This window comes from Vibrio sp. NH-UV-68 (assembly GCF_042940635.1).
GTDB classification, from domain to species: domain Bacteria; phylum Pseudomonadota; class Gammaproteobacteria; order Enterobacterales; family Vibrionaceae; genus Vibrio; species Vibrio pacinii.
In genome coordinates, this window is the sequence record NZ_CP134975.1 from 2772173 (window position 1) to 2791036 (window position 18864).

Below are 18864 nucleotides of genomic sequence, written 5' to 3' on the forward strand. Positions count from 1 at the left end.
GTTAACTCCATCCCCATAGCCACGGGCTTTTGAATTTAGGCTTACAACTGTCATAGGTGTCATGTATCGCTCGATATAGCTGTGAATTATTGATGACTTTGGTTTGATCACTGCAGGCCAAAACCAAGCTTTTGTGACATATCTGGTTGATCAAACGTGGGTAGCCAAAACTGGCCCGCCACAGTGCTTTTTTGTGATGAAGCGTAAACAAACCAGCGTCGCCACCGACTTTATTGATGCGATTATCCACATAAGCAACAACCTCATCTAAGCTCAACCCACGCAGATGAGCGCTAAAGGTAATACGTTGACGCAGTTGGCGCAGGTGATGCTGAGTTAAACGTTGGTCCAATTCCGGCTGGCCCAACAAGACAATTTGCAGCAACTTCTGTTGTTCGGTTTCTAAATTGCCAAACAGGCGTAACACCTCTAGTGCCTCATCACTTAACGCCTGCGCCTCATCCACCAACACCACCACTTGCTTACCTTGCTTAGCCAGTGTGAGTAGTTTGTGTTGGATGGCATTGACCACCGCATTTGGCTCGACTTGGGGGATACCCAACTCATTAGCAACCGTTGCTCTCAATTGCTCGCCACTCAGAGCCGGATTTGGTAAAAAGACTAACTGAACGTGTTCGGCAACATGTCTAATAATGACGCGGCAAATCATGGTTTTACCCGTACCGACTTCGCCAGTCACCTTAATCAGCCCCTCGCCCATATCAAGCGCACCGAGCACGGTTTGAATCGCTTCATAGTGCGGAGCCAGCCCCAAAAACATTTCTGTGTCTGGCGTTAGGTGAAAAGGAAAATTGGCGAAACCAAAATGCTCAAGATACATGGCGTTACTGCTCGTCTGGGAACCACTCTTGCAGTAGATCGCGTGATCGTTCGAGCTCTTTTTGCCATGTGTTCACCCCAACCACTGAAGGCTTAAGCAAGATCACCAATTCCGTTTTTTCCGTGTATTGGTTAGTGTTCCTAAATAGATGGCCTAGACCTGGTATGTCGCCCAAAAATGGAATTTTAGACACTCTGTCTTGAGTGGCTGACTTCATTAGGCCGCCAATCACAACTACATCACCATCTTGAGCTCGAATCACCGAGTCTGATTCTCGAATCGCACTTGTGGCCAGTGGCAAGGTTAAGTCAGTCGAGCCATAAGTGATGCTTTTATTCTCTTGCTGCACATCAATCACCGCTGGGTGTACATGTAATAAAACATTACCTTGATCATCGATTTGCGGCGTTACATCAAGGGATATTCCCGAAAAGAAAGGCGTTAACTCAATATCAGTGGTGGTATTGCTACTCGAATTGCCGGTGTCGGTATTTGACGAAAAGTCAGTAACAAAATAGCTGTCTGTACCGACTTTGATCACCGCTTTTTGGTTATTCGAGGCCGTCACTCTTGGACTGGAAAGAACATTGAGATCGCCCTGAGTTGCCATAAAGCTCAACACGGCTTCAAAACTACCACTGGAAATCACTAAATTGGCTTGGCCGCCCAATAGAGTGCCGATCGTGTCTAAACCTGGCAGTTTGAGCGGTAAACCATTACTGTCTTTGACGGTTGACCCTTGACCTAAGGTGTAATCAGTTCCATTAGAGGAAAATGCCTTTGACCAATTGATGCCTTGTTGGTAACCGTCACTCAAGGTCACTTCTAATATTTTCGTTTCAAGGATGACCTGGCGATGCATTCGCTGTTGCGATACGCCCAAGAAATTACGCACTTCACGAATCTCGTCGGGAAAGGCGCGCACCGTAATCACACTCGCTTGCGGAGTCACCACCACACTTTGTCCTTGATTCGAACCTATCAACTGCTTGACTGCTTGTTGCAACTGTGGCCAGAAGTCACTCTCACTGGTAGTTTCGATTTCAGTTCCACCTTTCGCACTGCTATTGCGACTATTGGATGAATCATCATTACTCGAAACGTTGGATGAGTTGGATGAATTATCATTGCTCGAACCGTTTTCCGGATTCGTTACCGTCCCAGTCGAAATCGAGGTAATTGAACGACCTGTACGTTTAAATTGCAGGTAGTCGACTGGCAATGTAACGGTACGCAAACCGGCAGGATAGACCTGAATAACATTGCCACTCTTGGTGATTTGGTAGCCATACATATCTTCAATCACGTTCAACACTTCATCAAGCGAAACGTCATTGAGATTAGCAGTAATGGTGCCGCTGACATTGGGGTGAATAGCCGCGCTATACGCCGTACCTTTGACTAAGCTGGCAAAAAATGCTTTTGCATCAACCTGATTAGCCTTAATTCGAAAACGTTTGATCGAGTGTTGAGCGACCAAGTCACCACTGCTGGTGGTTAATTCCGGCATAAGGTCGGCTTCAACCGACGCAGGCAGCTCATCTAATCCTAAACTGTTGTTTTGATTAATCGCCTCATTGAGCGCGTTTTTGGCTTCTACTGGATCGCGATGTCCCATCGAGCAACCGACTAACGTTGATGCAATAGTGATAGCTATAGCGAATTTACGCATATGTTTCTACTGACCTTACTGTTTCACTTCTAGAGAGAAGAGTTGTAGTTTCCACGTTTTACCACCGCGCGCGAGGGTAACGAGTTCTGGCTCAATGTGACGAACGGTGTAGCCTGAGACTCGCTCTCCAATAACCATAGGTTGACCATTTAAAATTGCGCTGCAATCACCAGATTGTGGGCAAACAATACTTTGCAGTTTTGGTAATGGGGCCACTTTGTTGACAGATTTAATGCCATTCGTTGCGGGCGCACTCCAACCAAGAGGTACCGTCGGATCTTGCTTGGCTTGAACAGCAAGCGCGACAATCATTGAAAATGTTACGACAAGAAACCTAACCACTAATAAACTCCTGCCTGGTGCCCAAGGTATAAACCGTCAAAACTAATCGCGCTTGTGGGTACGACTCCACTTGATAATCAAACTGACGCCAATAATAGTTCACTGGCATCGCTTCCAATGCTTCTAAATAATTCACAATGTCAAAATAACGCCCAGTCAACTCGATTCGAACCGGATGGATATAGTACCCCGTCATGCCTCTATCCTCGCCGGGGGGAACAATCGGTTCTGCGGGCAAAGACTCAAGTGACACCAGACGTAACTGCTTTGAACCTAGTAATACTGATTCCAGTAATTGTGCCATTTCACTCGGAGTAATTAAGCTTTCGACCAGTTCAGCCAGTTGTTGCGAACTTTGTTGGCTCTGTGCCATCAAACGTTCAAGTTGCTTGTCTAACTCGCGATCCGGATCCTTATTCAACTTCGCTTGCATCAGTAGAATGTCGGCTTGCAATTGCTGACCATTCAGCTTTGCATTAGATAACTGAAGGCTTAGCTGTTGATTTTTATTATAAGCAGGCTCAACAACTAACGTCAGCAGACCGAAGATAATCGCCACCAATCCACACAAACTAATTAATACTTTTTCACGGGGGCTTAATTGCGCAAACTTCTCATTCCACCGCTGCCAATAACTCGCCATTAATTGCTCTCCCGCTGAGTTTTGAGCTCGAAAGTAATAATATCTTGTTCATTTCGGCCAATTTTTAGCTGTTCAAACGTTCGTCCCACTAAACTCAACTCGTTTTTAAACTGATTAACCCAATTCGGAATCGCTTGTGGACTTTGAGCCAATCCGGTTAAATCGAGGCCGTTGCCATCAATTCGGATCGTCTGTAACGAAATATCACTACGCCCTAACGTCGCGAGTGAACGCAGTACCGATGAGTACCCCACTTGCTGTGATTGATCGAATTTCTCAACGGCCGCCAACGCACTCTGGTTAGCATCTATCTCTAATTGTAGCCTAGCAATCGCCGCCTCTTTGGCTGCGCTCGGTTTATGCTGACTCAATTGCTCACTAAGCTGAGTCATCTGTTGTTTAAATGCCGCTTGCTGGCGACTGTGCTCAGCCAATTGCTGGTTTAAGCCACGCTGTTGATAATAGAGATTCGCTGTCACCACCACTAACAAGGTCGCCGCCACTCCCCATCCAATGGCGATATTGGTCAGGGTAAAGTATTCTTTTTTCGGTCTTAATTCTTCAGGAAAGAGATTTATTTCGGCGTGGGGCAAGTTTTCGCACACGCGCGCTAGAATTTCACCGGACAATTCGGCCTGCTCAGACAGCAGCGCCGTTTGAACACTCAAACGTTGATTTAATGCTTCAACAATCTCTTGCTGCGACTCTTCATCACAACAGATCATCATCTTATGCAAAGGGGCAGAGCGAAGCTGAGAGGAGAGATAATCAATCGAGCGCTGTAGTTCAAGGGCGATACCATCGAGCTGTAGCACACTGCTTGCGACACCGGTTAATGGCGGTGTAATGCCGCGCATCGTTCGCTGAAAAGCACTTTGAGCATTAATAAATGCACTGACTCGAAACGCCCCTTGTTGGCTGCGTTGCAGCAGCAAAAAGTGACTCAAGTCGCCCGCTGAATGGCCCCAGATTTCATCTTCAACCAAGACGCGTTCAAGTTCGATAGATAGTGACGTCAGTGTTCGATATAACTGGCTGACTAAACCTTTGTCCACCACGTAAACTTGCAACTTGTTATTGGTCGACAAATACATCGAGTCAATAACGACATCCGAGATTCGCTCACTGATGAGTTCTTTTAGCAAAAATGGCAGCGCCTGAGCTAACTCTTCATCTGGCACATTGGGTTTGTCTATCTGATAGGTCTTATAAAGTGAAGAGTGTAATACCACATCCAATTTAACATTTGTGATAGTCAGCCCTTGCAGCGTGTCCGTTAGCACTTGTTGCCATGGCTGACCATGAAGCTCAACCTGACGCGGTAACTCACTGTGCAAAGAGGAAGAAAAAAACAACGCGCTCGGCTGAACGACCACATAGAGATGTGTCGATGATTGCTCGCTGCGTTTAAACCTATTGATTATCGATTGAATGCTCATCTAATTCACTTTGCTTTACGCCACCGGTTGCGACGACCGATTTGCACTTTATGTTCTGGCGGTTTTGCTGGAAGGAGCGACGCTTGCAGGGGCAATAACTGCGTTTCTTCACTCAAATATCGCCCTTGTACTCCATGAATGCCTAATTGTACGCTGGTGTGGTATTCGGCCTTATTATCCACCCCAACCGCAATAAGCTTGGTGGTTAGCCCTTCACATGCCCCAAGTAAGCTTCTGACAAACAACTGGTTTTCATCACGCTGATCGATTCTCTTTATCAAGCTACGGTGCAGTTTTAAATAACTCACGGGTATATCTTTGAGATAATGCGTACTGACAATTGATCGACCTGCTTGGCCGACCGCGACTTGACAACCAAGCCCCACGATCATTTTGGTCACGGGCCGCATGTAATCAAGATGTTTAACCAAGCGCGCTTCGGTGAATTCAAAGATCAATCGCTGGCGCAGGCTGATACTAAGCTGCAGAATTTCATCACGAAACCACTTAAAATACTCTCGATCCGCAAAAGGTACCACATGCAAATTGATCGAGTAACTCTCTGAACTATCAGACTGTTTTAAATATTGCATAATGGCAGAAAACGCAGCCTTATCGAGAACCCCTTCATACCCAACGGATTCAATTGCTGAGTTGAACCTAGAAGCTTTGATCACTCCCTTTTCTGGATCATTGATTCGCGCAAACAGCTCATGGTGTTCACAGACAAGCTCTTGATGTGAGTTAAGCAAATAACACGGCTGGGCAAAAATGTAGATGTGTTCTGGTTTTAATGCCACATCAAAAAGTGTCCGCCAGCGAACGCTGCCTCGCTCGTCTTGTTGCACATGGTGCTTATGAAAACGACTCCAAGTATTCATCCCTTGTAACTGAGCACTTTTCAATGCGGTTTCAGCTTCATCGATGATGCGCCCTTGGCTCTCTCCTTCACGGTACATACTCACGCCAATGTGAACCCAATTGTCAACATCGAGAGGCAACGGCGGGGTGAGCTTGGTAATCTGTTTCAGACATTGAGTGGCGATATGAGAGACATCTTTACTCGATAAACTCGGAGCGAAGATGGCAAAGTCAGAGCTGTAGTAACGTGACAAAATGACATCGGGGTAGCGCTGAATGACATTATTAAGCCCTTCACCCACATCCACTAAGAAGTCATTTGCGACCTGTTTCCCCTGCTCTTCTTCTATCTGCTCCCAATCATCAATCCGTAGCATCAACACTCCTCCATGGGAGCCATTTTCAGACAGTGCCGCTTCAAGTTTACTATCAAATAGCACTCGATTAGCCGTCCCGGTCAGTTGGTCTAAAAAAGTTTGAGTTCGAATAAAGGTATCGAAACGACTGCGCTCTTGCCGCGCATCTTGCAGCTCTTCAATTAATCGGTCTAACGCTTCACTGGCGGTATAAGGCCACTCTCGCTCATCGCCTTTGGCGTACTCTTCGACTCGACCAGCTAAAATCATCCGTCCACGCTCTTCGAGCATTTCTGAACCATACAGTTGTTCTTTGAGCCACTTCAAACCACGCAGCAAACAGAACACCACCAAACCAACCGCAAGCGTGATCGACCACAACGCCTGCATCGAATAGCCAAAACCAATATAAGGCGGGATTGCTTTAAAGCGAATTTGGTAGCCGCGATTACGTTCTAGGGTGTATTCCACCTCATACAACAACTCGCTCGCCACTTTCGATGAAGTATCTTTGAAGCGATAAATTACACCGTATGAAGAGAGCAACTCCATTTCAACAACACTTGAGGCTTGCAACATTTTCGGCATCCAACGCTGAAGAGAGTACGCCGCGTCAGGGTCTTCCATCTCTTTATCGACAACATCGACGATCCCTTGCAAAGAATGGTCAAGATATTCTTGGCCTAATCGTTTGAACGATAAAGTGCCACCTAAGAACAGGATAAACATCGCGCTGATAACAATAACAGTTACAAACGCAACCAAGCGTGTACTCAGTTTTAAGGTAGGCGTGTACCTCATGAATGCAGAATTCCTTTTCTCAATCGATAATATTCGGTTATTTAGCGGATGCTTTTAGCTTATAGAGATTAGTGTAGTCAACGACTTATACTCTCGGCGAGTTGCTGAGGTAACTATATAAAAAAGCCGCGACAAGCGCGGCTTTTTTTCGATAACAAACGTCTAAAACGGGATGTCGTCATCAAAATCCATCGGCGGCTCATTATATTGAGGCTGCGCCTGCTGTGGCTGAGATTGCGGTTGCTGCGCTGGCTGCTTTTGCATCGCCGGCTGTTGAGGTTGTCCCCAACCACCTTGCTGAGCTTGTTGAGGTTGAGATTGACCCATACCACCTTGAGCTGGTGCACCACCTTGCGCACGGCCACCCAACATTTGCAGAACACCCGTGTAACCTTGGACCACAACTTCCGTTGTATAACGGTCTTGGCCGCTTTGGTCTTGCCACTTACGCGTCTGCAATTGACCTTCTACATAGACTTGAGAGCCTTTACGTAGATATTCGCCCGCCACTTCGGCCAACTTGCCAAACAAAGCGACACGGTGCCACTCTGTTTTTTCACGCTGTTCGCCCGTCGCTTTATCACGCCATGATTCAGACGTTGCAATAGTAATGTTGGCAACTGCACCGCCACTCGGCATGAAACGTACCTCTGGGTCAGTGCCCAGATTACCGACTAAAATAACTTTGTTCACTCCACGGCTAGCCATGTTTCGCTCCGTCTAAATTTGGGTTGTTCAGAAAATAGCGCATAAGGATAACACGCTTTGTGCTCGCAACAAATCTCTCAACCACAATGTCGTTTCAGTTTATCAAGCAACATCAAACTGAGTCCGTTTTTAGAGTCGTCTCAAACTGTAACTATGCTGAGTAATCAGTAAATTACCTAGCCATATGAATCGCAGCGCAAACACTCAACCAAAATTAGCGCGCCTCTAAGACTTGCTGCACTCTGAGATTCAATTATTACAACCTTAGTATTAGAGGACATTATGGCTAGAAGCATATATACCAGAACCATCTCCTTCCTATGTGAAGACTCATCGCTTGAACATCCGTTTATCGATCAACTAGAACAAAAGTTGGGGATGGTAATACCACGAATAATACCAAACGAACTGCTACTCGCCTTACAACAACACAAACATCGCATTTTGCTGGTTGACTACCATAACTACACTAAGCTTAAAAGCCAGATACGCGCCCTACCCTTAGCCGACAAATCGTTTGAAACCATTGTGTTTAACGTGAGCCAGCGATTGACCACCGACGAGCTTTTAGCGTTTGGCCATTTGAAAGGGGTGTTTTATAAAGACATCAATATTGATTTGATCATGCGCGGTTGTGAAGCCGTGATCAACGGAGAAAACTGGCTGCCAAGAAAAGTGACCGCTCAATTGCTGTTTCACTATCGCAGTGTCGTCGATACGCAAACCACTCCAGCCACAGTCGATCTGACCGCACGTGAAATTCAAATTTTGCGTTGCCTAATGAATGGCTCTTCAAATATACAGATCGCCGAAGACATGTTTATTAGCGAGTTTACCGTGAAATCACACTTGCAAAAGATCTTCAAAAAACTCGGGGCGAAAAACCGCGTTCAAGCGGCCGCTTGGGCCAAACAACATATGAGAAACTAAATCGACGACGATTGTTTCGTCATTCTGAGCGCACAGTGATTATCTCATTTAGGGTTTCATGATAAAGTTGCGCCAGTTTGACGAATAATAACAAGTTAAAGGGTTCTACTGATGATTAAGAAATGCCTATTTCCAGCCGCGGGGTACGGTACACGCTTTTTACCTGCGACCAAATCAATGCCAAAAGAGATGATGCCAGTGGTGAACAAACCACTGATTGAATATGGCGTCGAAGAGGCAATTCAAGCAGGTATGGATGGTATGTGTATTGTCACTGGACGTGGTAAGCACTCGATCATGGACCACTTTGACATGAATTATGAGCTCGAACACCAGATCAGTGGCACCAACAAAGAAGATCTGCTGATTGATATTCGCGATATTATTGATACCGCCAACTTCACCTATATTCGTCAACGTGAGATGAAAGGCCTCGGCCATGCAATTTTGACCGGGCGTGAATTAATTGGTGACGAGCCGTTTGCGGTGGTTTTAGCCGATGACTTATGCGTTAACGAGCAGCAAGGCGTACTCGCCCAAATGGTTGCCCTATTTAAGCAGTTCCGCTGTTCGATTGTCGCCGTGCAAGAGGTGCCAGCGGATGAAACCCATAAATACGGCGTTATTGCCGGTGAAATGATCAAAGACGATATTTATCGCGTCGATAACATGGTAGAAAAACCTGAGCCAGGCACTGCGCCGAGCAACCTTGCCATTATTGGTCGCTACATTTTAACCCCAGATATTTTTGAGTTGATTGAAAATACTGAACCCGGTAAAGGCGGCGAAATTCAAATTACCGATGCGCTGCTCAAACAAGCACAAGCGGGCTGCGTACTTGCGTATAAATTTAAAGGTCAGCGTTTTGACTGTGGTAGCGTCGAAGGATATATCGAAGCGACCAATTACTGCTTTGAAAACCTCTACCTTAAAGACACCAAGACTTCAGAACTTGGCAAACAAACCACCACCAAAGAGAACGAGTAATATCAGCCTTTGAGTGGCAATGAAAGGCAGCTTAAACGGCTGCCTTTACTGTTTTTTTATCCAGTATTTATTTGCACATTTCTCACACTATGTAATACTTAGCCAACTAATTTTTGCATAGAGTGATAAGCATGGATCAGATAGAAGTCCGCGGCGCCCGCACCCATAACCTGAAGAACATTAATCTCACCATTCCCCGAGATAAAATCACTGTCATTACTGGTTTATCAGGCTCAGGCAAGTCCTCGCTTGCTTTTGATACCCTCTATGCAGAAGGCCAACGTCGTTACGTCGAATCACTCTCTGCTTATGCGCGTCAGTTTTTATCCTTGATGGAAAAACCCGATGTCGACCATATTGAAGGCTTGTCGCCAGCGATATCGATTGAACAGAAATCCACTTCACATAACCCGCGTTCCACGGTTGGAACCATCACCGAAGTTTACGATTACCTGCGTTTACTTTACGCTCGCGTTGGCGAACCTCGCTGTCCAGAGCACAAAGTCCCCCTTGCGGCGCAAACCATTTCTCAGATGGTCGATAAAGTATTGGAATTACCCGCTGGCTCAAAAATGATGTTACTGGCGCCAATCGTCAAAGAGCGAAAAGGCGAGCACGTTAAAACCCTAGAGAACTTAGCCGCGCAAGGCTTTATCCGCGCCAGAATCGATGGTGAAACCTGCGATCTTTCCGATCCTCCGACGCTTGAATTACACAAGAAACACACGATTGAGGTGGTGGTTGACCGATTCAAAGTCCGCGATGACTTGCAACAAAGGCTAGCCGAATCTTTTGAGACCACATTAGAGCTCTCTGGCGGGATTGCGATACTTGCACCGATGGAAGGCCCAGACGATGAAGTGGTTTTTTCCGCCAATTTTGCTTGCCCACATTGTGGCTATAGCATGCAAGAACTTGAGCCGCGCCTGTTTTCATTCAATAACCCAGCAGGTGCTTGTCATACCTGTGATGGCTTGGGCGTCCAGCAATACTTTGATCCGGCCAGAGTGATTGTCGATGACAGTTTAAGTTTGGCGCAAGGAGCCATTCGCGGTTGGGATCAAAAGAATTATTACTACTTTCAGATGCTTTCATCGCTCGCTGAACATTATGGTTTTGATCTTCACGTGCCGTTTAAGTCCTTGGCGAAAAAGACCCGAGAGATCATTCTTACCGGTTCAGGCCGAGCTGAGATCGAGTTCAAATACATCAATGACCGCGGTGATATTCGCGTTAAACGTCACCCATTTGAAGGGATTCTAAATACGCTAGAACGCCGTTATCGTGACACTGAATCCAATGCCGTCCGAGAAGATTTAGCCAAATACATTTCGACCAAAACCTGCGCTAGCTGTGACGGCAGCCGCTTGCGCATAGAGGCACGGAATGTCTTTATTAACGATACCACGCTCTCGCAGATCGTTGAGTTAAGTATCGCCGATGCGCTGAGCTTTTTTGCCTCCCTGCAACTAGAAGGCCAACGCGCGCAAATCGCTGAAAAAGTGATGAAAGAGATTAACGACCGACTACAATTCTTAGTCAATGTCGGTCTCAACTACTTAAATTTATCCCGCAGTGCCGAAACCCTTTCTGGTGGCGAAGCGCAGCGTATTCGTTTGGCGAGCCAAATTGGTGCCGGACTCGTCGGCGTGATGTATGTGCTTGATGAGCCTTCCATTGGGTTGCATCAACGTGATAACGAACGTCTTCTGAAAACCCTTACCCACCTGCGCGATTTAGGCAATACGGTACTGGTGGTTGAGCATGACGAAGATGCAATTCGGATGGCTGATCATGTGATTGATATCGGTCCAGGCGCTGGTGTTCATGGCGGCAATGTGGTTGCTGAAGGCACCATGGCTGAGATCATTGCCAACCCTAACTCGCTAACAGGTCAGTATTTAAGTGGCAAACAGCAGATCGCCATTCCTGAAACTCGCACGCCTAGAGACAGTAAAAAAGTCGTCGAACTTATTGGTGCCTCTGGTAACAACTTAAAGAATGTCAACCTCGAGATCCCTGTCGGGCTGTTTAGTTGTATTACCGGTGTTTCTGGATCGGGTAAATCAACCTTAATCAACGATACTTTCTTTAAAATTGCTCATACCCAGCTTAACGGCGCCACCACCGCCATGCCAGCGCCGTATAAAAAGATTAAAGGGTTAGAGCACTTTGATAAGGTTATCGATATTGACCAGAGCCCTATTGGTCGAACACCGCGTTCAAATCCCGCCACTTATACCGGCATCTTTACCCCAATTCGTGAACTGTTTGCAGGAACCCAAGAGTCACGCTCACGTGGTTATAAACCAGGGCGTTTTAGCTTTAATGTCCGGGGCGGTCGCTGTGAAGCGTGTCAGGGAGATGGCGTAATCAAGGTTGAAATGCACTTCTTACCTGATGTTTATGTCCCTTGTGATGTGTGTAAAGGCAAGCGCTACAACCGCGAAACACTAGAGGTTCGCTATAAAGGCAAGAGCATTGATGAAGTGCTAGAGATGACGGTCGAAGATGCTCATCAATTCTTCCAGCCCGTCCCTGTGATTGCACGAAAACTGCAAACCTTAATGGATGTCGGCCTCTCTTATATTCGTCTTGGTCAGGCCGCAACAACCCTTTCAGGTGGTGAAGCGCAACGCGTTAAACTGGCTCGAGAGCTATCCAAACGTGATACCGGAAAAACGTTGTATATTCTCGATGAGCCGACGACAGGTCTGCACTTCCACGATATCAAGCAGCTACTTGCGGTCTTGCATCGCCTACGTGATCATGGCAACACGGTCGTGGTGATTGAACACAACTTAGATGTGATAAAAACCGCTGACTGGATTATTGACCTAGGGCCTGAAGGAGGCCAAGGTGGTGGCGATATTATTGCGTCTGGCACTCCCGAAGCGGTAGCGCTGGTTGAGGGGTCACACACAGCGCGATTCCTTAAACCTATGTTAAGTTAGCATTTAGTTGTAAGATTAACAGACCAGTGACTACCTCACTGGTCTGTTTTTTTGAGGTGTTGTAATTTATGGCGACTACGCATGTAGCTGGAACAGAGCTGGAAATAAAGGCGCCAAAGCCGCCGTTAATCAAACCTTTCTTAGTTTCTATTGCAATCGTATTTTTGCTAGCGATGCACTGGTTTATGCCCAATCCGGGCGGCTCTGGGCTTGCACTATCTTTTAATGCCACGACATGGCTCGCCATCAGCTTCTCCCTTGCCATTGGTTTCTACCAGATCGGCTCGGAAGGAGCGCTCCGTTACAACAAACTTACTCTAGGATTATTCATCTGCTGTGTCATGATGACACTGCCCGTTCTCTATACTAGCGCCAATCCCGATTTGGCCGCCGGCAGATTAATTGGTTTATGGGCGGGGTACTTGTTGTTTGTGGTATTACAACAGATACGTTTTAGCAACAAACAAAAACAGCGCCTGTTGTGGTTTGTGGTCATTGCGGTGTTGATTCAAAGCCTATTCGGCTGGGTGCAATTGTTACTCCTCGAGCCAGACAATGTGTTTGGCTACGACACGCTCAATAATCGCCCTTATGGTATTTTCCAACAGCCCAACGTAATGGCCAGCTTTTTGGCAACTGGCTTGGCACTGTCGGGGTACTTATTGGCACGTCATCCAACCAAATACCAACGCCGAATCAGTGAAGTCGCCTTGCTCTATCTCACCCCGATAGTGACGCTCCCCCTACTGATTGTCTTAGCGTCCAGAACCGGCTGGTTAGGGGCGGTGTTAGGCGTTGTTTTTCTCCTGCACTACCTTTATCGCTTTGCGACGAAAAAGCGTTTTTGGGGTTGGATAGTCTCGATTACGCTTGGTATCGTTATCGGTTTCTCTCTTTCGGCTTTACCGGGGCAATCTTCAACGCTGATTGGCCACAAAGCCAACCTTGAAAGTCCAAGACAATATACCTTTCCACAAGCGTTAGATATGTTGATTGAAAAGCCGTTTACCGGTTATGGATACGGCCGCTTTGAGCCGGAGTATTTGGTTTATACCGCACGCCAACATCAGCTCAACCCAAGTTATCAACCTGGGCTTGCCGCCATGGATCACCCGCACAATGAACTGCTTTATTGGGGAGTAGAAGGGGGATTACTGCCTTTGTTGGCGATTATACTGGCGGCGTTATTCGTCTTAGCCCGATTATTTCAAGCCAAGAAAGGCACACGTTTAGCCATGTTCGCCCTGTTTGTGCCTATCGTATTGCACAGCCAGCTTGAGTACCCGTTTTATCACTCATCAATACACTGGTTAACCTTTATTATTCTGCTGTTTTGGGTTGACCAACGCGCCAGTCGCTACCGCAGTTTATCATTGAGTTTTATTTCAAAAGCCGCACTAAGAGTGGCTAGCTTGATCGTCCCTATCGTCACCAGTATCTATATGTTGAGCGCTCTACACACCAACTATGTGCTCACTCAATTTGAGCGTTCACAGCCTAAAGATCCACAGATCCTAGAGCGCGTTTCTAACGCCATCGTTTGGCAGGACCGCTACGATTGGGACATTTACAGTACCTATCTTAATCTGGGTCTTATTGAGCAAAATAGCCAGTACATTCAAGCTTACATTGACTGGTCTTTGTCGATGATTAAGGACAAACCGAGACCAGCCTTTTACAGCAACTTAATTTTGGCGTATCAAGGCATTGACGACACGATTAAAGCCGAACAGATCCGTGCCGAAGCGACATTCTTATTCCCCAATCGCGATTTTTCACAGATTCACTATATCGCTCCTGACATCGACGCTTTAAAAGCTGATAATCAACGGCTAGCACACTAAAAGGGCGACCATAAGGCCGCCCTGTCGCTTAAAGTGTGATTACTGAGTTAAGGACTCTTCGAGCGCTCTTAAGCACAGTGCGACGTTCTCATGGCGCGCAGCATAGCCCATCAAGCCGATTCGCCACGCTTTACCGGCCAGCGCACCAAGGCCAGCACCAATTTCTAAATTATAGGTTTCGAGCAAGTGAGAGCGTACTTTCGCTTCATCGATACCTTGTGGAACATAAATCGCATTCAGTTGTGGCAAACGAGACGCTTCAGCCACAACAAACTCAAAACCCAGCTTTTCTAAGCCTTGCTTAAGCTTTTCATGCATCTCACGGTGGCGCAGCCAAGCATTCTCCAAGCCTTCATTTTTCAGCATTAATAGCGCTTCATGTAACGCGTACAAACTATTGACTGGCGCCGTGTGATGATAGCTGCGCTTACCCTCACCACTCCAGTAGCCTAACACTAAGCTCTGATCGAGAAACCAGCTTTGCACTGGTGTTGTGCGTGATTGGATTTTTTCGATCGCCGCAGCAGAAAAGGTCACTGGCGACAATCCCGGCACACAAGACAGACACTTTTGACTGCCAGAATAGACCGCATCCAATTGCCACTCATCTACTTTTAACGGCACACCACCAAGCGAAGTTACGGCATCGACAATGGTTAGCACGCCATGTTGCTTGGCCAATTTACCGAGCGCTTGTGCATCGCTACAAGCGCCAGTCGAGGTTTCTGCATGCACAAACGCCAGCACTTTAGCGTCTGGGTGAGCGCTAAGTGCTTGCTCGACTTTATCGACAGACACTGGTGCGCCCCACTCATCATCGACGACTTCGGCAATACCACCAGCACGAACCACGTTTTCACGCATCCGTTCACCAAATACCCCATTGCGACAGACGATAACTTTCTCACCCGGCTCAATCAAATTAACAAAACAAGTTTCCATGCCAGCACTACCCGGAGCCGACACCGCGATGGTAAATTCATTTTCCGTTTGGAACGCGTATTTGAGTAGTGCCTTTAACTCGTCCATCATGCCAACAAACAAAGGATCCAAGTGGCCGACCGTTGGGCGACTCAAAGCTTGCAAAACTTGTGGAGAAATATCTGAAGGTCCTGGTCCCATAAGGATGCGCTGGGGAGGAATAAAACTTTGAATTGTCATTGGCTGCTCCATAATTATTTTTGTTGTTGTCTTTGTTGTGACTTTCCACCTTAATCGAATTCCAATCACCCGGCAATTAGCCCAAAGTCGGCAGGTCAAACCAGTGTCACAAGTTTGTTAATTTTAAAATGCCATTAAGCAACAAATTCTCGTTGACATCATACGAAGAAACACGTTCAATGCAGAAATAAGTGGTGAATATTTATGCCACTGGCAAATTATTTTGCAGAAGAGGAGCACTGCCCAGGTAGGTGTGTTGTGGAGCCGCAACTCCAACACAATCCATCGAGGGGGAGCAGTGCCGAGGTAGTTCCGGGGTGTCGGCTTGGATCTATCGGTTGTTAGGGTTGAATCCCTACGACTGTCATCAGCCCCGTCTGATGATGAGCTTCTGAGGTACATCATTCAAAAATAGACCTCTCTTTCGCTCAACTCTCTTCATCAAAGTAAAAACATTGGATGTTGGTCTAATGACCAAATTTTTTATTTCAGGAAGTCGTGGGAGATACGCTGTGAGCAGTTTTAATGTAGCTAAATTTGGTGGAACAAGCGTTGCAAACTTTGAAGCAATGAGCCGCTGTGCTGCAATTATCGAAAATAACCCGAACACCAAACTGGTCGTCAGTAGTGCGTGCTCCGGCGTGACAAATCTCTTAGTTGAGCTCGCCAATGGGGTGCAAGATCACAGTCGTCGTAGTGAATTATTGGCCCAACTCGCCCACATTCACGATGCGGTACTCAATCAGCTTAATGAGCCAACTCAAGCAGCGAGTGAGGTGTATGCCATTCTTGATACCGTGACCAGCCTGGCTGAAGCGGCGTCAATTCAGTCAAGCAACAAACTGACTGATCACCTAGTAGCATGTGGTGAATTAATGTCGACTCACTTACTGACGCAGTTAATGAAAGAGCGTGGCATTAACGCGGTACGTTTCGATATCCGCGATATCATGCGCACCGATGATAATTTTGGTAAAGCAGAGCCCAACCTCGAGCGTATCGGTGAGCTAGCCAAAACCGCTTTGGTTCCTGTTTGCCAAGAACACGTTGTCGTCACTCAAGGGTTCATTGGCTCAGATGACCAAGGCAACACCACAACCCTTGGTCGCGGTGGCAGTGATTATAGTGCAGCTTTGATTGCCGAAGCGGTTGCGGCGGCAGGTCTAGAGATTTGGACTGATGTTCCGGGGATTTACACCACCGATCCACGGATTGCCGCTAAAGCCTCACCGATTCCAGAAATCAGCTTTAGTGAAGCTTCTGAAATGGCCAACTTCGGCGCTAAAATTCTGCATCCATCGACCTTGGTCCCAGCACTACGCCATGACATTCCGGTCTTTGTGGGTTCATCGAAAGAGCCAGAAAAAGGCGGAACGTGGATTCGTCACCAAGTCGAAAGTTCACCTCTGTTTCGAGCCTTGGCATTACGTTGCAATCAAACCATGGTCACGCTGCGCAGTGCGAAAATGTTCCATGCATATGGTTTTCTCGCCAAAGTGTTTGAAATTTTGGCTAAACATAAAGTCTCGGTCGATTTGATTACTACCTCAGAGATCAGTGTCTCACTGACTTTAGATCAAACTGGCACCTCTGGCGGCGCTCCGCAATTACCACCAGCGGCCAAACTCGAGCTCGAAGAGCTGTGCAGTGTTGAGGTTGAACATAACTTATGTTTAGTGGCACTGATTGGGAATAACATGAGTGAAAGCAAAGGCTATGCAAAACAAGTCTTTGGTACACTAGAAGACTTCAATCTACGTATGATCTGTTACGGTGCGAGCCCGCACAATCTGTGTTTTTTGGTCAATGAGTCTGTTTCCAAGTCAGCGATCCAAAAGCTGCATGCCGAGCTATTTGAAGCCGAGTAACAATCATCGAGTAACAATCAAGACAAACAAAAAAGGTTGGCCCGCGCCAACCTTTTTTATCGATGACCGTGGCTATTCACCGGCCACTTTCATCCGCTCAAGCAAAATAGAACCAGTCTGAATTTGAGACCGCGTTTCAACATCGTTGCCCACAGCGACAATTTGATTGAACATCTGTTTTAAATTACTCGCGATGGTAATTTCAGACACTGGATACTGAATTTGACCATTTTCAACCCAGAAGCCAGCGGCGCCACGAGAGTAATCACCGGTAACAATGTTAACACCTTGCCCCATCACTTCAGTAACCAATAAACCGGTACCTAATTCGTTGAGCATCTGTTCGAAATTCTGCCCAGTCGAGTTAACAAACCAGTTGTGAATCCCGCCCGCGTGACCGGTTGGTGTCATGTCCATTTTACGCGCGGCGTAGCTCGTTAGTAGGTACGTGGCGAGCACACCATCTGTAATGATCTCTCTATCTTGAGTGAACACCCCTTCACTATCGAATGGGCTCGATGCCAAACCGCGCAGTATGTGTGGCTTTTCCGATACGTTAAACCATTCAGGCAGTACTTGTTGCCCCAATTGATCAAGTAAAAACGACGATTTACGGTACAAGTTGCCGCCGCTGATCGCCATCACTAAATGCCCCAACAATCCCGTTGCCACATCCGCTGCAAACATCACTGGATAGTGACCGGTTTTGAGCTTTTGCGCATCCAAACGACTGACGGTTTTTTCAGCGGCTTTCTGGCCGACCATTTGAGGAGTCCAAAGATCATCTTTATGACGTGCAACCGTGTAACTGTAGTCGCGTTCCATTTCCCCATTGCGGCCTTGGCCAATGACACTGCAACTGGTGCTATGGCGGCTAGACGCATAACTGGCGAGCAAACCGTGACTGTTGCCATATACTCTCAAACCGTAGTGGCTATCGTAACTCGCGCCATCGCTTTGTTTGATTTTATCGCTAAATGACAAGGCTTGTTGTTCGGCAGCAATCGCCACCTCAGCAGCACTGTCTGGATCCGGCGTGTCTGGGTGAAACAAGTCAAGTTCAGGAATATCTTTGACCATCAACTCTTTCGCAGCAGGACCAGCAAAAGGATCTTCAGAGGTGAACTGAGCGATATCAAGCGCCGCTCGCACCGTCTGTTCAATGGCTTTTTCACTTAAGTCAGAAGTCGACGCGCTGCCTTTGCGTTGGTTACGATAAACCGTGATGCCAAGAGCACCATCGCTATTAAATTCGACGTTTTCCACCTCACACATACGGGTAGAAACACTCAAGCCTGTGGTTTTACTGATCGCCACTTCAGCCGCATCAGAATTCGCTGCTGCCATCTCCAATGCCTTTGCTACTGCAGCTTCTAGCTCAACGCGCTGTTGAGCAACTTGCTCTCTTACGTCCATATCTACTTCATTTCTTAAGATCAATTGCCATTAGGATAACA

The 18864-nt window shown here is 46.9% G+C and carries 14 protein-coding genes and 1 riboswitch; of the genes, 5 read left to right on the forward strand and 9 right to left on the reverse strand.

The window, feature by feature from the left end:
- Position 1: 1 nt before the first annotated feature.
- The 7 genes from ViNHUV68_RS12640 to ViNHUV68_RS12670 form a co-directional block, all read right to left on the reverse strand.
- On the reverse strand, positions 2 to 841 hold the full coding sequence (locus ViNHUV68_RS12640; protein WP_391088408.1) for an AAA family ATPase: 840 nt from the start codon (positions 839 to 841) through the stop codon (positions 2 to 4).
- A 4-nt stretch (positions 842 to 845) separates the two neighbouring features.
- Positions 846 to 2513, reverse strand: a complete 1668-nt coding sequence (gene mshL / locus ViNHUV68_RS12645) for a pilus (MSHA type) biogenesis protein MshL (RefSeq protein WP_038175292.1) — start codon at positions 2511 to 2513, stop codon at positions 846 to 848.
- Between the two features lie 15 nt (positions 2514 to 2528).
- A complete protein-coding gene (locus ViNHUV68_RS12650; RefSeq protein WP_391088410.1) occupies positions 2529 to 2855 on the reverse strand; it encodes an MSHA biogenesis protein MshK in 327 nt (108 codons plus the stop codon).
- Complete coding sequence (gene pilO / locus ViNHUV68_RS12655) at positions 2848 to 3498, reverse strand: type 4a pilus biogenesis protein PilO (RefSeq protein ID WP_391088412.1); 651 nt, start codon at positions 3496 to 3498, stop codon at positions 2848 to 2850. The genes ViNHUV68_RS12650 and pilO overlap by 8 nt, the downstream gene beginning before the upstream one ends.
- The gene (locus ViNHUV68_RS12660) at positions 3498 to 4937 is read right to left on the reverse strand and encodes an MSHA biogenesis protein MshI (protein WP_391088414.1); all 1440 of its coding nucleotides are present in this window, start codon (positions 4935 to 4937) and stop codon (positions 3498 to 3500) included. Before ViNHUV68_RS12660 ends, pilO begins: the two co-directional genes overlap by 1 nt.
- A gap of 5 nt (positions 4938 to 4942) precedes the next feature.
- Positions 4943 to 6955 carry an RNase E specificity factor CsrD gene (gene csrD / locus ViNHUV68_RS12665; RefSeq protein WP_038175287.1) on the reverse strand — a complete coding sequence of 671 codons (2013 nt, stop codon included), beginning with the start codon at positions 6953 to 6955 and terminating at the stop codon, positions 4943 to 4945.
- A 162-nt stretch (positions 6956 to 7117) separates the two neighbouring features.
- Entirely contained in the window at positions 7118 to 7663 is a 546-nt protein-coding gene (locus ViNHUV68_RS12670; RefSeq protein WP_038175286.1) for a single-stranded DNA-binding protein, read from the reverse strand.
- A 282-nt stretch (positions 7664 to 7945) separates the two neighbouring features.
- On the opposite strand from ViNHUV68_RS12670, the gene ViNHUV68_RS12675 reads away from it, so the two are divergent.
- The 4 genes from ViNHUV68_RS12675 to ViNHUV68_RS12690 all read left to right on the forward strand — a co-directional run bounded on the left by ViNHUV68_RS12675 (position 7946) and on the right by ViNHUV68_RS12690 (position 14378).
- A complete protein-coding gene (locus ViNHUV68_RS12675) occupies positions 7946 to 8593 on the forward strand; it encodes a response regulator transcription factor (RefSeq protein WP_038175284.1) in 648 nt (215 codons plus the stop codon).
- A 111-nt stretch (positions 8594 to 8704) separates the two neighbouring features.
- The gene (galU, locus tag ViNHUV68_RS12680) at positions 8705 to 9580 is read left to right on the forward strand and encodes a UTP--glucose-1-phosphate uridylyltransferase GalU (RefSeq protein WP_391088417.1); all 876 of its coding nucleotides are present in this window, start codon (positions 8705 to 8707) and stop codon (positions 9578 to 9580) included.
- A 131-nt stretch (positions 9581 to 9711) separates the two neighbouring features.
- The gene (uvrA, locus tag ViNHUV68_RS12685) at positions 9712 to 12534 is read left to right on the forward strand and encodes an excinuclease ABC subunit UvrA (protein ID WP_391088418.1); all 2823 of its coding nucleotides are present in this window, start codon (positions 9712 to 9714) and stop codon (positions 12532 to 12534) included.
- Positions 12535 to 12602: 68 nt separating this feature from the next.
- Positions 12603 to 14378 (forward strand): PglL family O-oligosaccharyltransferase, encoded by a 1776-nt coding sequence (locus tag ViNHUV68_RS12690; protein ID WP_038175278.1) that lies wholly within the window; start codon positions 12603 to 12605, stop codon positions 14376 to 14378.
- A gap of 39 nt (positions 14379 to 14417) precedes the next feature.
- On the opposite strand, the gene ViNHUV68_RS12695 is transcribed toward ViNHUV68_RS12690, so the two are convergent.
- Positions 14418 to 15539, reverse strand: coding sequence for an aminotransferase class V-fold PLP-dependent enzyme (locus ViNHUV68_RS12695; RefSeq protein ID WP_391088421.1), 1122 nt, complete (start codon positions 15537 to 15539; stop codon positions 14418 to 14420).
- A gap of 221 nt (positions 15540 to 15760) precedes the next feature.
- Positions 15761 to 15938: riboswitch (Lysine riboswitch) on the forward strand.
- Between the two features lie 113 nt (positions 15939 to 16051).
- Between ViNHUV68_RS12695 and lysC the strand changes: the two genes are divergently transcribed.
- Complete coding sequence (lysC, locus tag ViNHUV68_RS12700; protein WP_391088422.1) at positions 16052 to 17407, forward strand: lysine-sensitive aspartokinase 3; 1356 nt, start codon at positions 16052 to 16054, stop codon at positions 17405 to 17407.
- Between the two features lie 72 nt (positions 17408 to 17479).
- Here lysC and pmbA read toward each other — a convergent pair whose 3' ends face one another.
- A complete protein-coding gene (gene pmbA / locus ViNHUV68_RS12705; protein ID WP_391088424.1) occupies positions 17480 to 18823 on the reverse strand; it encodes a metalloprotease PmbA in 1344 nt (447 codons plus the stop codon).
- Positions 18824 to 18864: the final 41 nt, after the last annotated feature.

Excerpts from the sequence above, each read along its gene's own strand:
- mshL (WP_038175292.1), bottom strand. The coding sequence starts at position 2,513 with ATGCGTAAATTCGCTATAGCTATCACTATTGCATCAACGTTAGTCGGT.
- galU (WP_391088417.1), top strand. The coding sequence starts at position 8,705 with ATGATTAAGAAATGCCTATTTCCAGCCGCGGGGTACGGTACACGCTTT.
- ViNHUV68_RS12690 (WP_038175278.1), top strand. The coding sequence starts at position 12,603 with ATGGCGACTACGCATGTAGCTGGAACAGAGCTGGAAATAAAGGCGCCA.
- uvrA (WP_391088418.1), top strand. The coding sequence starts at position 9,712 with ATGGATCAGATAGAAGTCCGCGGCGCCCGCACCCATAACCTGAAGAAC.
- csrD (WP_038175287.1), bottom strand. The coding sequence starts at position 6,955 with ATGAGGTACACGCCTACCTTAAAACTGAGTACACGCTTGGTTGCGTTT.
- ViNHUV68_RS12670 (WP_038175286.1), bottom strand. The coding sequence starts at position 7,663 with ATGGCTAGCCGTGGAGTGAACAAAGTTATTTTAGTCGGTAATCTGGGC.
- pmbA (WP_391088424.1), bottom strand. The coding sequence starts at position 18,823 with ATGGACGTAAGAGAGCAAGTTGCTCAACAGCGCGTTGAGCTAGAAGCT.
- ViNHUV68_RS12660 (WP_391088414.1), bottom strand. The coding sequence starts at position 4,937 with ATGAGCATTCAATCGATAATCAATAGGTTTAAACGCAGCGAGCAATCA.
- ViNHUV68_RS12675 (WP_038175284.1), top strand. The coding sequence starts at position 7,946 with ATGGCTAGAAGCATATATACCAGAACCATCTCCTTCCTATGTGAAGAC.
- pilO (WP_391088412.1), bottom strand. The coding sequence starts at position 3,498 with ATGGCGAGTTATTGGCAGCGGTGGAATGAGAAGTTTGCGCAATTAAGC.
- ViNHUV68_RS12695 (WP_391088421.1), bottom strand. The coding sequence starts at position 15,539 with ATGACAATTCAAAGTTTTATTCCTCCCCAGCGCATCCTTATGGGACCA.
- ViNHUV68_RS12640 (WP_391088408.1), bottom strand. The coding sequence starts at position 841 with ATGTATCTTGAGCATTTTGGTTTCGCCAATTTTCCTTTTCACCTAACG.